This window comes from Nonomuraea ferruginea, from assembly GCF_039540635.1.
GTDB classification, from domain to species: domain Bacteria; phylum Actinomycetota; class Actinomycetes; order Streptosporangiales; family Streptosporangiaceae; genus Nonomuraea; species Nonomuraea ferruginea.
In genome coordinates, this window is sequence record NZ_BAABFD010000005.1 from 116,138 (window position 1) to 130,580 (window position 14,443).

General features: G+C 72.6%; 11 protein-coding genes. 6 read left to right on the top strand and 5 right to left on the bottom strand.

Annotated features, from left to right (window positions below):
* Positions 1 to 1,188, top strand: a complete 1,188-nt coding sequence (locus ABD999_RS11470; protein ID WP_271279429.1) for an alpha/beta hydrolase family protein — start codon at positions 1 to 3, stop codon at positions 1,186 to 1,188.
* 87 nt (positions 1,189 to 1,275) lie between these two features.
* A complete protein-coding gene (locus tag ABD999_RS11475) occupies positions 1,276 to 2,424 on the top strand; it encodes an amidohydrolase family protein (protein ID WP_148030959.1) in 1,149 nt (382 codons plus the stop codon).
* Between the two features lie 69 nt (positions 2,425 to 2,493).
* Here the strand turns inward: ABD999_RS11475 and ABD999_RS11480 are convergent, their stop codons facing one another.
* Complete coding sequence (locus ABD999_RS11480) at positions 2,494 to 5,490, bottom strand: AfsR/SARP family transcriptional regulator (RefSeq protein ID WP_345482681.1); 2,997 nt, start codon at positions 5,488 to 5,490, stop codon at positions 2,494 to 2,496.
* Between the two features lie 327 nt (positions 5,491 to 5,817).
* On the opposite strand from ABD999_RS11480, the gene ABD999_RS11485 reads away from it, so the two are divergent.
* The 3 genes from ABD999_RS11485 to ABD999_RS11495 are packed head-to-tail and all read left to right on the top strand — an operon-like array spanning position 5,818 to position 9,963.
* Entirely contained in the window at positions 5,818 to 6,951 is a 1,134-nt protein-coding gene (locus ABD999_RS11485) for an alpha/beta hydrolase family protein (protein ID WP_271279670.1), read from the top strand.
* A 32-nt stretch (positions 6,952 to 6,983) separates the two neighbouring features.
* Complete coding sequence (locus ABD999_RS11490) at positions 6,984 to 7,979, top strand: cyclase family protein (protein ID WP_271279671.1); 996 nt, start codon at positions 6,984 to 6,986, stop codon at positions 7,977 to 7,979.
* A gap of 25 nt (positions 7,980 to 8,004) precedes the next feature.
* The gene (locus ABD999_RS11495) at positions 8,005 to 9,963 is read left to right on the top strand and encodes an AMP-binding protein (RefSeq protein WP_271279672.1); all 1,959 of its coding nucleotides are present in this window, start codon (positions 8,005 to 8,007) and stop codon (positions 9,961 to 9,963) included.
* A 66-nt stretch (positions 9,964 to 10,029) separates the two neighbouring features.
* On the opposite strand, the gene ABD999_RS11500 is transcribed toward ABD999_RS11495, so the two are convergent.
* From ABD999_RS11500 to ABD999_RS11510, 3 genes are read right to left on the bottom strand one after another with little or no spacing between them, the layout of a single operon-like run.
* On the bottom strand, positions 10,030 to 10,962 hold the full coding sequence (locus ABD999_RS11500; RefSeq protein ID WP_148030955.1) for an NAD-dependent epimerase/dehydratase family protein: 933 nt from the start codon (positions 10,960 to 10,962) through the stop codon (positions 10,030 to 10,032).
* A 56-nt stretch (positions 10,963 to 11,018) separates the two neighbouring features.
* Entirely contained in the window at positions 11,019 to 11,795 is a 777-nt protein-coding gene (locus ABD999_RS11505) for an SDR family NAD(P)-dependent oxidoreductase (protein WP_271279673.1), read from the bottom strand.
* The gene (locus ABD999_RS11510) at positions 11,792 to 12,733 is read right to left on the bottom strand and encodes an alpha/beta hydrolase (RefSeq protein WP_271279674.1); all 942 of its coding nucleotides are present in this window, start codon (positions 12,731 to 12,733) and stop codon (positions 11,792 to 11,794) included. Before ABD999_RS11510 ends, ABD999_RS11505 begins: the two co-directional genes overlap by 4 nt.
* A gap of 190 nt (positions 12,734 to 12,923) precedes the next feature.
* Between ABD999_RS11510 and ABD999_RS11515 the strand changes: the two genes are divergently transcribed.
* Positions 12,924 to 13,385 carry a pyridoxamine 5'-phosphate oxidase family protein gene (locus ABD999_RS11515; protein WP_271279675.1) on the top strand — a complete coding sequence of 154 codons (462 nt, stop codon included), beginning with the start codon at positions 12,924 to 12,926 and terminating at the stop codon, positions 13,383 to 13,385.
* Here the strand turns inward: ABD999_RS11515 and ABD999_RS11520 are convergent.
* Positions 13,382 to 14,320: an LLM class flavin-dependent oxidoreductase gene (locus ABD999_RS11520; protein WP_271279676.1), complete on the bottom strand. Its 939-nt coding sequence runs from the start codon at positions 14,318 to 14,320 to the stop codon at positions 13,382 to 13,384. The two genes, ABD999_RS11515 and ABD999_RS11520, sit on opposite strands and share 4 nt — an antisense overlap.
* Between the last annotated feature and the right edge of the window lie 123 nt (positions 14,321 to 14,443).

Sequence of the window (14,443 nt, forward strand, 5' to 3'; positions counted from 1 at the left end):
GTGGTAGCCGCGATCCGCCAGGCCGAATGGCACGCGCAGTTTCCCGAGGACTACCGATGGTCGTACAACGTCATGCTCGTGCTCGCCGTGATCCCGGCCGGCGGCGCCGAGGTCGGCGAGGTCGACAGGGTATGCCGGCGGCTCGCCGGGCACGTGGGGGACGACGAGCGCTGGTTCCGCGAGTGGCGCGCCATGGGCGACCAGGTCCGGGCGCTCGCCGAGGAGGCGCGGGAGCTCGGCGACCGGCGCGCCGCCATGGCGCACTACCGGCGGGCGACGAGTTACTACTTCGCCGCCGAGCGGTTCCGCTTCCCCAAGGACGACGAGGCGCTCGACGCCTACCGCGCGATGGTCGACTGCTTCCGGCTGTCCGCCGAGCTCGACGACCGGTACCGGGTCGAGTACGTGGACGTCCCGTACGAGGACACCGCGCTGCCCGGCATCTTCGTCTCCGCCGCGCGCTCGCCCGGTGAGCGGACGCCCGCCGTGCTGTTCATGAGCGGCTTCGACGGCAACAAGGAGCACAACTGGTTCCTCGGCGTCGAGGACCTGCTCGCCCGGGGCGTCTCGGTGCTGTCGCTGGACAGCCCCGGCGTCGGTGAGGCCGTGCGCTTCCGCGGCGTCTCCCTGCGGCACGACTACGAGGTGGCCGGCAGCGCGGCCGCCGACTGGCTGCAGGGCCGCGACGACGTGGACCCGGAGCGGATCGGCGTGCTCGCGCTGAGCCTCGGCGGCTACTACTCCTCGCGCAGCGCGAGCATGGACCCCCGGTTCAAGGCGTGCGCCGCCTGGGGCGCGATCTGGGACTACCACCGGGTCTGGAGCGAGCGCATCGAGGCCGCGTTCGCCAAGCAGCTCCCGGTGCCCGGCGAGCACCTGGTGTGGTCCACCGGGACCGGCTCCACGCAGGAGGCGCTGAAGGTCCTGGAAGGCTTCCGGCTGGCCGACGTGGTGCCCCGGATGAAGGGCGCGTTCCTGCTCGTGCACGGCGAGGACGACCAGCAGGTGCCGGTGTCCGACGCCCACCTGCTCTTCGAGGCGTGCGGCTCGCCGGACAAGACGCTGCGGATCTTCACCGCCGAGGAGGGCGGCGCGCAGCACTGCCAGATGGACAACCTGTCGATCGCCGTACCCGAGATCAACCGGTGGCTGGCCGACCGGCTCGGCGCGTCCGCCACCTCCCGATAACGACCGGCTTAACGGTGCGCCGCCTAGCGTGCCCCGCACCAGCCGGAACAGATCCGACGACCGCCCACCACCTGGAGAGAGCTCACGATGTCTACCGGTAACCCCCGTCCGCTGATCTCGGTCGACTCCCATGTCGTGGAGCCGAAGGACCTCTGGCTCAAGAGGCTGCCGCAACGCTTCCAGCACCAGGCCCCGCAGGTGCAGTCCACCGAGCAGGGCGACTACTTCATCGTGCCGAACACGGGGATGTCGCCGAAGCCGGTCGGCACCGAGGGCGCGATGATCAACACCAAGATCAACGGTGTGATCACCAAGCCCACCGGCTACCGTTTCGAGGACCAGCGGGCGGGCGCGTACGACCCGGTCGCGCGCCTGGAGGACCAGGACAGCCAGGGCGTCCGGGCCGAGGTCGTCTATCCGGGCTGGCTGATCGTGCACAGCATCCCGGACTTCGACCTCAAGGTCGCCTGCGTCCGCGCCTACAACGACTGGCTGTTCGAGGAGTTCTGCTCGCACGCCCCCGACCGGCTGATCGGCGCCGTCGCGCTCCCCGTGGGCAACGGCCCGGTCGAGCCCGCGATCGAGGAGGCGAAGCGCTGGGCCGCGCGCGGCGCCAAGACCTTCCTCCTCCCCCAGGCGGTCCCCGGCATGGCCTGGGGCGACGCCCACTGGGAGCCGCTGTGGGCGGTGCTGGAGGAGATCGGGGTGCCCGTCGGGTTCCACCAGGCCGCCGGTCAGGTCGCCATCTTCAACGACAAGACCACGCCCGGCGTGTTCTGGACCACCGCCATCGGCAACAAGATCAGCCTGGGCTGGGTGTTCATGCAGCTCGTCTACGGGGCCGTGCCGGAGCGGCATCCGAACCTGCGGTTCATCCTCGTGGAGGGCGGCATCGGCTGGATCGCCTTCCAGCTCAACACGATGGACCACATGTTCACCGACCACCACCGCTGGACCGTGCCCGAGCTGTCGATGAAGCCCAGCGAGTACTTCAACCGCAACTTCTGGGCCACCTTCGAGGACGACCGCCCCGGCATCCTCACCCTGCCCATGCTCGACGAGAAGCGCCTGATGTGGGCCGGCGACTACCCGCACACCGAGGGCAACTTCCCCTTCGCCCAGGAGCAGGTCGCCCACGACTTCCAGGACGTGGACGACGCCGTCGTGTCCGCGATCACCCACGACAACGCGATCGACCTGTTCGGCCTCGACATCCCCCGCCTCGTCAGCTCCTGACGGCGAACGGTGCGGCGGCGGCCCCCTCCGGCCGCCGCCGCACCGTTTTCGCGCGGGTCGGGCCCGCGGTCAGGTCGCCCGAAGCTCGCGGACGAGCTGCCGGGTCGCCGGGGTCGGCTCGACCCCGAGTTCGGCCAGAGCCGTGGTGAGCCGCTGGAACTCGGCCAGGACCGCGTGCGGTGAGCCCAGGGCCCCCTCCACCCGCATCCGCACGCAGTAGGCGGACTCGCAGAACGGGTCGCGGTTGATCGCGAACGTGGCCGCCTGCCTGGCACGCTCCAAATAGCCCAGGGACACCGCCACCTGGGCCGCGTCCACCGCCGCGTTCACGATCATCACCTCCAGCTCGTGACGGCGCTCCTCGGCCCACTCCAGCTCGCTCTCGGGCAGGTACGGTCCCTCGACCATCTCCAGCGTGGACTCGATGCAGTCCAGCCGCTCCTCGCCCCGCAGCCGGTACGCCTCGCCGATCATCCGCTCGAAGCGCAGGTCGGTGCTGTCCACGTACAGGCCGTCCGCCCAGCGGACGTGACCGTGCGCGGTCCTGGACAGGTTCACCCCCGTCGCCTGGCGCAGCTTGTGCACCACCTGGCGGAAGTAGTTGCCGCCGCGGCGCGGGTCCGCGTCGGGGAACAGGCGCTCCTGCAGCCGGTGCCGCTCCACGCCCTCCGGGTGCAGCGCGAGATAGGCGGCCAGCTCCAGCACCTTGGTGCGGCGCGAGCAGCGGGGCACGCCGTCCACGATCAGGTCGACCACCGGGCCGTGCGTGTGCACGTCCACGACGATCACCCGCTCGGAGGGGACGGCCGGCTGCCGCTTGCGCACCTCCGGCGGCTGCTGCCCGACGAGCTGACGCCAGCGGGTGCCGCCGGCGTCGTTCTCGATCTGGCGGCGCAGCACGCCCGGTACGTCGTTCAGCGCGTTCTTGAGCACGAACAGGCAGCCGATCGAGCTGGCGGTCGCGTAGGCGAGCTCGACCGCGGCCGACGCCGCCTCGGCACGCCCCAGCCGGGCCTCGGCCTCGGCGAGGTAGGCCGCGGCGAACGGCAGCATGAGCGTGCGGCCGGCCGCCCGCATCGCCTCGGTGGCGGTGCGCAGCACCCGGGCGGCGTCCTCCGGCCGGTCGATGCGCAGGTAGGCGAGCCCCTGGAAGGTCTGGCCCCACTCGGCGTAGCAGCGGTTGCCGCTCGCCGCCGAACGGCTGATCGCGTCGGCGAGCGTCATGCGGGCGTCGTCCACCCGGCCCAGCGCGAGCTGCAGGACGCCGACCACGACCTCGAAGCAGGGCTCCCAGCCGAACAGGGTCCTGCGGCTGTGGTCGACCGCGGCCTCGGCGGCCGCCAGCGCCTCCTCGACGTGCCCCTCGGCCCACAGCAGCCATGCCTCGTGGAAGAACCACAGGTCGGTGTGGGCGCCGAACTTGATCGCCTCGGGCACCTCGTCGAGCAGCTCGCGGGCGAGTGCCAGTTCGCCCCGCCACACCAGGGCGAGCAGCGGGTGGGGGGTGCGGAAGAAGGAGCGCGGCGGCCAGTCCCCCTCGTCGGGGAGCATCCGCAGGAGCTGGTCGAGCCGCCCCTGCACGAGCAGTCCCCACGAGTAGACGCGCTCGCTGTCCACCCAGTCGCGGCCGGGCGGCGGCGCCACCGGCTCGCGGCCCGCCACCGCCTCCAGCTCGTAGCGGACCGCCTCGGCCCGGAAGTCGCCCTCGTAGCCGCGCACCAGCTCCAGGGCATCGGCCGGGCGCCACTGCATGGCGTAACCGACGAACGCCACCGCACCGGGGTCGGCCTTGGCGACGTCGCTGAGCACGCCCTCCTGGTGCAGCCGGAGGATGAGCGCCTGGGCCTCGGGGATGCGCCGCACCCCGTACAGCGCCCGCAGCGCGGCGCCGAGCAGGACCGGACGGGACTCGACCGCCGCCGGGCCGAACGCCTCCAGCCAGCGCAGCAGCACCTGCCAGTCCGCGCGCGCGGCCAGCGCGGCCACGGCGCGCTCGGCCGCGTCCGCGCCCTTCTCCAGCTCTCCCGCCTCCAGGTAGGTCTCGACGGCGTCCTCGTGCATGCCGCACTGTTCCAGCAGGCGGGCGTAGCGGCTCTGCAGCTCGGGCAGCTCCCCGGGCAGGCGGGCCTGCAACTGCTCACGCAGATGCTGCCGGAACCGGGGGTGGTAGACGAGCGCCCGGTCGACCTTGGTCGCCGGCAGGTGCCGCGAGCCCAGCGACTGCCACAGCCGGTAGCCCTTCTCGCCGCAGAGTGCGACGGCGGCCCTGGCGGTGACGCCGGCCGGGATCGACGTACGCAGCAGGAAGTCCTGCTCCTCCTCAGGGAGGCGGGCGAGGATCTCCCGGGAGACGAAGCCGGCCAGCACGTCCGGCCCGTTCCCCGACTGCAGCCCGGGGACGATGTCGAAGGCCACCGCGGCGATCCAGCCCTTCGTGGCCTCCATCAGCGGCGCCGGGTCCCGGCCGCCCTGGCCGTGCGCGGCGAGCAGGGTGCGCGCCTCGTCCATGCTCAGCGCCAGGTCCTCGCCGCTCACCCGGGCGATCCGGCCCTGCAGCATCATGCGGCCGATCGGGCCGCCCAGGTCCTCGCGGCTGAGGATGATCGTGCGGACGTTCGGCGGCAGGTAGTCGAGGAAGACGCCGAGCGCGTCGACCGCCTCGTCCGCCTCCACCAGCCATTCGCAGTCGTCCAGGACGAGCAGCAGGGACGTGTCGTGGATGCCCTCGGCGAGCATCGCCGCGACCTCGGCCGCGGGGAAGCCCTCCTCCAGCGCGGTCTCCACCGTGCGCGGCGCCTCGGGGTTCACCTCGGCGAGGGCCTTGGCCAGGTAGGTCATCAGCCGGGACGGGCTGCGGTCGCCGGCGTCGAGCGTCAGCCAGGCGAGCGGCCAGCCGAACCGCGCGGCGAACATCCGGGTCTGGACGGTCTTGCCGGACCCTGCCGCGGCGAAGATCACGATGGTCTCGTAGACATCGAGGAGGGTGGCGAACTGCTCGTCAAGGCGGTCTCGGGCGATGGTGCCACGTGGTAGTCCCGGGGGGAGGACCTTGTGACTCAAGATCATGCCGACCTCAGTTCACGGAAGTGTAACGTCACGCAAGGCCGCCGAAATCCCCGCGTTACGGCGGTGTGGTCTCTCCATAAAGTGGTACGGGACGACCAAAGTCAAGACTTCTTGGCCATTTAATGTCATTTGGGCGATATATCCCCATAGAGATCACTTAGGGCGGTCGTTCGCCAGGCACCGATCGTGCCACCCGGGCATTCTCCGGGCGTCACCCGGACCGCCTCTCCGGATCCCGGCAGGGCCATAACGACGGTGGTAACGCGGGCCGGATGAGGTGGCTCGTGGAGCCCTCTGCCCCCACCGCACGTGAACGGAGCCCGCACGGTGTTCTATTACTTCCCGGACAACTACATGTGGTCATCGGCCTTCAACCTCGCCCTCATGGCGGGCGGCTCGCTCGGTGAGATGCACCGCTGGCTCGCGCCGCTGCGCGACGGCGAGCCCGAGCCCGAGGCCTGGGGCAAGGCGTGGGCGGGCATGGCCGGCCAGCAGGAGGAGCAGGCCGAGAAGGACCTCCAGGCGGGGCTGCGCCGCAGCGCGGGCCTGCGCTATCTGCGCGCCTCGGTCTACCACGCCAGCGGCGAGCGGCAGATCGCCCCCGGCCCCGAGAAGACGGCCAGCTACCGCGCCGCGCTCGACGCGTTCGAGAAGGCCGTCGAGCTGGCGCCGCTGAACGTGGAGCGCATCGAGGTCCCCTCTCCCGACGGCGTCCTGCCCGGCTACCTCATCCCCGCCCGCACCGCCGAGCCCGCCCCCGTCGTGATCTTCTACGGCGGCTTCGACGTCACCAAGGAGATCCTGTACGGCTTCGTCGAGGAGGAGTTCGTCCGCCGCGGCATCACCTGCCTGGTGATGGACAGCCCCGGCGTGGGCGAGCCGCTCCGGCTGCGGAACGTGCCCTCCCGGCCCGACTACGAGGTCCCCACCGGGGCCGTCATCGACTACCTGGAGACCCGCGCGGACGTGGACGCCGACCGCATCGGCGTCATGGGCATCAGCCTCGGCGGCTACTACGCGCCGCGGTCGGCCGCGTTCGAGCCGCGGATCAAGGCGTGCGCGGCCTGGGGCGGCATCTGGGACTGGGGCGCCACCTGGGAGAAGCGCTGGGCCACCCGGTCCAAGACAGTCTCGGTGCCGTGGTTCCAGCTCCCCTGGGTGATGGGCACCGACACGATGGAGGCCGGCCTGGAGCGGGTGCGGCAGTGGACGCTCGTCGACGTGCTGCCCAAGCTCACCCAGCCGCTGCTGATCGTGCACGGCGAGAACGACCGCCAGGTCGCCGTCGAGGACGCGCACAAGGCGTACGAGGCGGCCGGCTCGGCCGACAAGACCCTGCGGATCTTCACCGTCGCGGAAGGCGGCGCCGAGCACTGCCAGACCGACGAGCCAGACCCCGCCCGGCAGCTCATCGCCGACTGGTTCGCCCAGCGCTTCGGCACGCTGCCCGCGCAGTCCTGAGTCCCGTTCCGCGACGATGGGGAGACATTGACGTGAGCACCGACACTGACGTGAGCACCGGCACCGCCGGGGACGGCCGCGGAAAGGTGACGCTGGACGACGTCCACGCCCTGTGCGAGCGATACCGCAACTGGGGCAAGTGGGGCCCCGACGACCAGATCGGCACGCTCAACTACATCGAGCCGGAGATGGTCGTCGCCGCCTCCGCGCTCGTCCGCCAGGGCAAGGTGATCTCCTGCGCGCTGCCGTACGACGGCGACGGCCCGCAGAACGGCTGGGGCGGCCGGGTGAACCCGATCCACCTCATGCTGCAGGACGGCGGCGACGCCGCCATCGGCGCCCAGGACCACATGGCCAGGCTCCGCTACGCCGACGACGCCGTCTACATGCCGTTGCAGTCAGGCACCCAGTGGGACGCCCTGTCGCACGTGTTCTACGAGGGCAAGATGTACAACGGCTTCGGCCAGGAGCACGTCTCCAGCACCGGAGCGGGCAAGTGCGGCATCGAGCTGACCACCGAGAAGGTCGTCGGCCGGGGGGTGCTGCTCGACATCCCCCGCCACCGCGGCGTGCCGTGGCTGGAGCCCGGTCAGGGCATCGACAGCGCCGAACTCGCCGCCTGCGCCGAGGCGCAGGGCGTCACCGTCGGCCGCGGCGACTTCGTCCTGGTCCGCACCGGGCACATCGCCATGTGCCGGGCGCGGGGCTCGTGGGGCGACTACGCGGCCGGCGACGCCCCCGGCCTCTCGCTGGACTCCGCGCACTGGATCTGCGGCAACGAGATCGCCGGCGTCGCCACCGACACCTGGGGCATGGAGGTCCGGCCCAACGAGACCGACGAGATCTTCCAGCCGGTGCACATCGTGCTGCTCGTCAACGCCGGCCTGCTGATCGGCGAGATCTTCGACCTGGAGAAGCTCGCCGACGACTGCGCCGCCGACGGCGTCTACGAGTTCATGTTCGCCGCCGGGCCGCTGCCGTTCACCAAGGCGGTCGGGTCCCCGCTGAACCCGCTGGCGATCAAATGACCCCGCCCGCCTTCCGGAGATTCCCGTGAACGTCGACGAGCTGAACCGGCTCCCCATCGCGTGGGAGCCCGACCCCGCCGCCTTCCCCGGCACCCCGCTCGGCCGGATGGCCGCCCGGCACGGCCTCACCTCGGTCGACGAGGTCGCCGACCGCGCCGCCGCCGATCCCGAATGGTTCTGGGCCGCCGCCGCGGACGACGTCGGGCTGCGCTGGCGGCGACCGTACGAGAAGGTCCTCGACCTGTCCGACGGCCCCGAGTTCCCGCACTGGTTCAAGGGCGGCGGACTCAACTGGGCCGACTACGCCGTCGACCGCTGGATCGACGAGGGCCGCGCCGGCGCCGAGGCGATCGTCTGGGAGGGCGACGACGGCGCGGTGCGCACCCTCACCTACGGCGAGCTGAAGGAGCAGATCGACCGCGCCGCCGGCGCGTTCGCCGCGCGCGGGGTCGGCGTCGGCGACGTGGTCGCGCTGTTCCTGCCGATGGTGCCGGAGGCCGCCGTCGTCATGCTCGCCGCCGCGAAGATCGGCGCCGTCGTGGCCCCGTTCTTCAGCGGGTTCGGCCCCGGACCCGTCCGCGAGCGGCTGCTCGACTCGGGGGCGAAGCTCATGGTCACGGCCGACGGGTTCGAGCGGCGCGGCAAGCTCGTGCCGCTCAAGGAGACCGCCGACGAGGCCGCCGCCGACGCCCCCGGCCTGCGCACCGTGCTCGTGGTCCGCCGTCTCGGCCGCGACATCCCGCTCGTGCCCGGCCGCGACGAGTGGTGGGACGAGGCGACGGCCGCCGCCGAGCCGATGACCGAGACCCCGGTCTTCGACGCCGAGACCCCCTGCGTCCTGCTGTACTCGTCCGGCAGCACCGGCCGGCCCAAGGGCTGCCTGCACACCCATGCCGGGCTGCCGTTCAAGTTCGCGCAGGAGGCCCGGCACGGCTTCGGCATGGACGTCGGCGAGCGCCTCATGTGGGTCACCGACATGGGCTGGGTCATGGGCGCCTACGTGGTGACGGCCGCGTTCACCAACGGCGGCACCGCCGTCCTGTACGAGGGCACGCCCGACCATCCCACCCCCGACCGCCTCTGGTCGGTCGTCGAGCGTCACCGCGTCACCGCGCTCGGCGTCTCCCCCACCCTCATCCGGGTCCTCGCCGGTCTCGGTGACCGGTGGCCGGACGCCCACGCGCTCCCCGACCTGCGGGTCATCTGCAGCACCGGGGAGCCGTGGAACCTGGAGCCCTGGTGGTGGTGCTTCCGCCACGTCGGCAAGGGCCGCACCCCCATCGTCAACATGAGCGGCGGCACCGAATGCGGCGCCTCCATCGTGAGCGGCTCCGTGCACCGCCCGATCAAGCCGGCGGGCTTCTCCGCCCCCTCGCTCGGCATGGCCGCCGACGTCTTCGACCCGGACGGCCGCCCCGTCCGCGGCCAGGTCGGCGAACTCGTCGTCCGCGCCCCCTGGCCCGGCATGACCAAGGGCCTGTGGGACGGCCCGGAACGCTACCTGTCCACCTACTGGAGCCGCTTCCCCGGCAACTGGCAGCAGGGCGACTTCGCCTACGTCGACCCCGACGGCCACTGGTTCCTGCTCGGCCGCTCCGACGACACCATCATGCTCGCCGGCAAGCGCGTGGGCCCCGCCGAGATCGAGTCCCTCCTCGTCGACGACCCCGCCGTCGTGGAGGCCGCCGCGGTGGGCGTCCCCGACGACCTCAAGGGCGAGGCCCTCGTCTGCTTCGTCGTCCTCACCGGGGACGCCGACCCGGCCGAGGTCCTCCCGCGCCTGGAGCAGTCGATCGTGGCCCGCGAGGGCAAGGCCACCCGTCCCAAGGCCGTCCACGCGGTCGCGGCCCTGCCGAAGACCCGCAACGGCAAGGTGATGCGCCGCGTCGCCCGCGCCGTCTACATCGGCGCCGATCCCGGCGACGTCACCGCCCTGGAGAGCCGGGAACCGCTGACCGGCTTCCCGCGCCGGGACAGCGTCTGAACAGGGCCTGATCCTCGACAACGAACCCCGCGCCGCCGTTCGGGCGACGCGGGGTTCGTCTCGTGGTCAGGCGGTCTCGGAGCGCTTCTCCTTGACGATGTCGGCGAGCGCGTCCTCCAGGGACCAGCGGGTCGTGTAGCCGTACTCCCGGCGGAAGAGGGAGTCGTCGAAGTTCATGGGCCAGCGGTGGTCGGCGTCGCCGGGTTCGATGGTGGCGCCGGGGATGAGCTTGCGTGCGACCTCCACCATGTCGCCGATGCTGCGGTAGTCGCCGCGTACGTGGTAGACGTGGCTCGACGGGACCGGGCCCTCGCTCGCGCGGACGAACGCGTCGGCGGTGTCGTGGATGTAGACCATGTTCATCATCGAGCCGCCGTGGTAGGCGGGCCTGCCCGGCTCGCCGGCGAGCGGCTTGGTGACCAGTTCGTCGACGAGCCGGCGGGCGGTGCCGATGAGGCAGGCGGCGCCGTACGCGAGGCCGATGCGGATGGAGGTGTTGGTGACGCCGAGAGTGCGCAGGTAGTACTCGCCCATGGTCTCGCCGAAGATCTTGCTGCCTTCGTACACGTCGCCCCCGTGGATGCGGGCGTCCTCGGCGATGGGGCGGGCGGGGTCGTGGTGTGCCGGGCTGAAGAGGGCCGCGCTGCTCGCCAGGACGGTGCGTGACACGCCGAGCAGGCGGGCGGCTTCCAGGACGTTGTAGGTGCCGACGACGTTGGACTGGATGCACTGGCCGCGCTGGCCGGCGGAGCGGTCGTGGAGTTCGGCGGCCAGGTGGATGATCCGGTCCACGCGGTGGGTGCTCACCAGGTCGGCGACGAGGGAGAAGTCGGTGACGTCGCCTTCGACGAAGGTGAGAGCGGACGGGTCGGGGGCGGCCGGCTCGCGGGCCCAGTCGGGGCGGCGGTCGAGCGCGATCACCGGGTGGCCGTCGCGCAGCAGCCGGTCGACGACGTACGAGCCGATGAATCCGGTGGCGCCGGTGACCAGATAGGTCATTGCGGGTCTCCTGATGGGTGAGGCGGGGGAACGCGGGATGCTGGGGTGGCCGGGCGTCAGCCGCCGGGCCGGAAACCGCCGTCGATCTGCAGGGCGGCGCCGGTGACCGACCGCGCCGCGTCGGAGGCGAGGTAGGCGAAGGCGGACGCGGTCTCTTCCGGCTCGATCATGCGGCCGAGCGACATCGTCGCGGTGTACCGCTGTTCCAGGTCCGCCAGGTCCGCCATGTCAAGGTCACCGGTCGCGGCGGCGAAGATGCCGGTGCGGGTGGGGCCGGGCAGGACGGCGTTGACGCGGATGCCGTCGCGGCCGTACGCGGCGGCGAGTGAGCGGGTCAGGTGGACGACCGCGGCCTTGGCCAGGCCGTACGCGGGGAAGGCCGGGGTGGGCCAGAGCGCGGCCGTCGACGCGGTGTTGAGGATGACGCCGCCGCCGTTGGGGCGCATGCGGGCCACGGCGGACCGGCAGCCGTGCCAGACGCCGGCGACGCAGACGCGCCAGACCTGGTCGAACTCGTCGTCGGCGTCGTCCTCGTGGAGGGATCCGCCGGCGATCACGCCGGCGTTGTTCACCGCGATGTCGCAGCGGCCGAAGCGGTCCATCGCGACCTGGAACGCGCGGTCCACCTGGTCGGCGTGGCGGACGTCGGTGCGCTGGAAGACCACCCGCGCACCGGAGGGGTCGATCTCGGCGGCCGCTCCGGCCGCGGAGTCCGCGTAATCGGCGAGCACCACGCGCGCGCCGTCGGCCACGAAGCGTTCGACGGTGGCGCGGCCGATGCCGGAGCCGCCGCCGGTGACCACGGCCACCCGGCCGTCGAGGGGGCCGGTCATGACGCCGCCCCGGGCGGCAGGTGCTCGGCGAGGAACGCGCCGGCCAGGTCGGCGGTGGTGTCGACCAGTTCGCCCATGGGGCCGCCGTGACCGCCGTGCGGCAGCAGGTGCAGCGCCTTGGGCTCGCCGGCGCGGGCGTGCAGGGCGAGGGAGTGCTCGGCCGGGATGACCGTGTCGTCGCCGGGGGTGATCAGGCACAGGGCGCGGGGGGCGATCGCGGAGACCAGCTGCTCGGGAGAGAAGCCGAGGGCGAGCCGGGCGTTCTCCAGCGGGTAGCCCTCGGGATAGGCGGTGGCGATGAGCGCGGCCTCGGCGTCGGCGGCCGGGCTCGGCGGCAGCGGCATGAGCGTGCCGAGCGGCACCCGCTCGCCGAGGCCGGTGCGCGCCCGTTCCGCCTCGTCCCTGGCGACCCGGTCCAGGAAGGCGGGCCAGGATTCGGAGCCGTGCAGATCGCGTAGCCAGCGCCGGCCGTCGGCGAGCGGGACGAGGGCGACGCAGGCGCGGAGGCGTTCGTCGGCGGCCGCGGCGGCGACCGCGATGGCCCCGCCGAAGCTGGCGCCGATCACGCCCAGCGCGGAGCCGTCGATCTCCGGCCGGCCCGCCAGGTAGGTGGCGGCGTTGGAGACGTCGCGGACCTGCTCGTACGGGTCGCAGCGCAGCCGGGCGCCCTCGCTGCGGCCGAAGCCGCGATGGTCGAGGGCGAGCACGGCGTAGCCACGCCGCGCGAGGCGGCCGGCGAGCGGCAGGACGCGGAAGTTCACCGCGCCGCTCCAGCCGTGGCTGGCGATGAGGGCGGGCATGGCCCCCGCCCGCTCCCGCGGCGTGACCAGGACGCCAGTCAGCCTTAGGCCGTCGCTGTAGAAGTGCACGATCTCGGTGTCGACCCGCGGACCGTCCGGGAGGTCGAGCCGGATCTCGTTGTCGGCCGGGACGATCATCGTGGCAGGGCTCCCGTCCGGGTCAGGGCGGGGCTCGTCGACATGGTGCTCATGGATGCGGTGCTCGTGGAATGAGGGCTCACCGCTGACACGTAACGCGATCCCCCATTACCTCCCGCGTTACGCCGTGTGCCGCCGCCCCGGGGTATGCCCTGGCGGCTGTAGTGGGCGCGGGAGAAAGGAGCCCGCCATGGGTGACAGGCCGCTGCCGATCGAGCCGGGTGAACGGCTGGACTACCTGCTGTCGCGTAAGAGTCTGCAGCTCGCGACGCTGGATCCGGACGGGGCGCCGCATCTGGCCACGATGTGGTTCGGGGTGCTCGACGGCGAGATCGTGATGTGGACGCAGCGTACGTCGGTGAAGGCGCGCAACCTGCGCAACGACCCGCGCGTGGCGTGCCTGGTGGATTCGGGAGAGGATTACGGCAGCCTGAAGGGCCTGTCGGTGACCGGCCGCGCGGAGCTCGTCGAGCACGACGAAGGGATGCTGCGCATCGGTGAGGCGATCGTCTCGCGCAACTTCCCGGAGCGGGGCAGGCCCGACTATCGGGAGATGGCGCTGTCGGGCGCGCGGGTCGGCATCGTCGTGCATGCCGACCGCTGGGCGAGCTGGGACTTCGCCCGTTCGGCGGCGCGCCGGCCAGCCGGTTAGCCGGTCGAGGCCGCCGTGATCGCGGGCAGGAGCCCGCCGAGCACGGCGGCCTGGTGCCGCGGCGACTCGTCCAGCGGGTGCAGGATCAGGTCGGTGACGCCGAGGCCGGCCAGCTCGGCGAGTTGTTCCGCGCAGGTCGCCACGTCGCCGTGGACGGTGGCCTCGCGGCCGTGGTCTGGGGTGCCGTAGAAGGCGCCGAACCAGGCGTCGATCGTCCGGTGGGCGCGGGCGCGGTCGGGCTCGACCAGCAGGTACACGCGCTTGGCGACGCTGAAGGAGTCGCGGGCTCGGCCTTCCTGCTCGGCGACCTCGTCCAGGCGGACGGCCAGCTCCGCGAAGCGGGCGGTGGGCTGCCGACCGGCCGCCACCCAGCCGGACCCGAGGCGCAGCGCCCGGCGCAGCGCCGGGACCGAACCGCCGCCGACCCACAGCGGGGGCGGCGCGACCGGGCGCGGGGTCACCGTGACGTCGGCGAAGGGCCAGATGGGGCCGTCGTGGGTGACGCCGGTCCCGGTCCACAGGCGGTGCACCGCCGTCAGGAACTCGTCCAGGACCGCGCCAGGCCGGTCCTCCCAGTCGCCCAGCCGGAGCGCGGGGAACAGACGGCGGTCACCACTGCCGACGCCGACCACGAGCCGGCCGCCGGTGAGGTGGTCGAGCGAGGCGAGCTGCTTGGCCGCCGCGATCGGGCCCCGGCCGGGGGCGACGAGGACGGCGATGCCGAGCCGTACGCGGGTCGTGTGCGCGGCGGCGAAGCCCAGCAGCGCGATCGGCTCCGGAGTGGGCATGCGCCCGGCGAGCTGGTCGAGGGTCCACAGCGCGTCGACGGACGTGGCCTCGACGCCGCCGAACCAGGCGGCGATGGCGGCGGGGGCGGCGCCGGCGAAGCTCAGCGGCAGGTTGAGCCCGATGCGCGGGCGTGGGGCGGCGGGCACGTGGACCTCCTCGGCGAGGGCGTCGCCGTCGCGGACAGAGGGCCGCCAGCGTGCCGGGCGCGCCGTTACCTGCGACGTTACGAACCGGGCTCGTAACCCCGGGGCGAACGGCGAGGCGGGAGA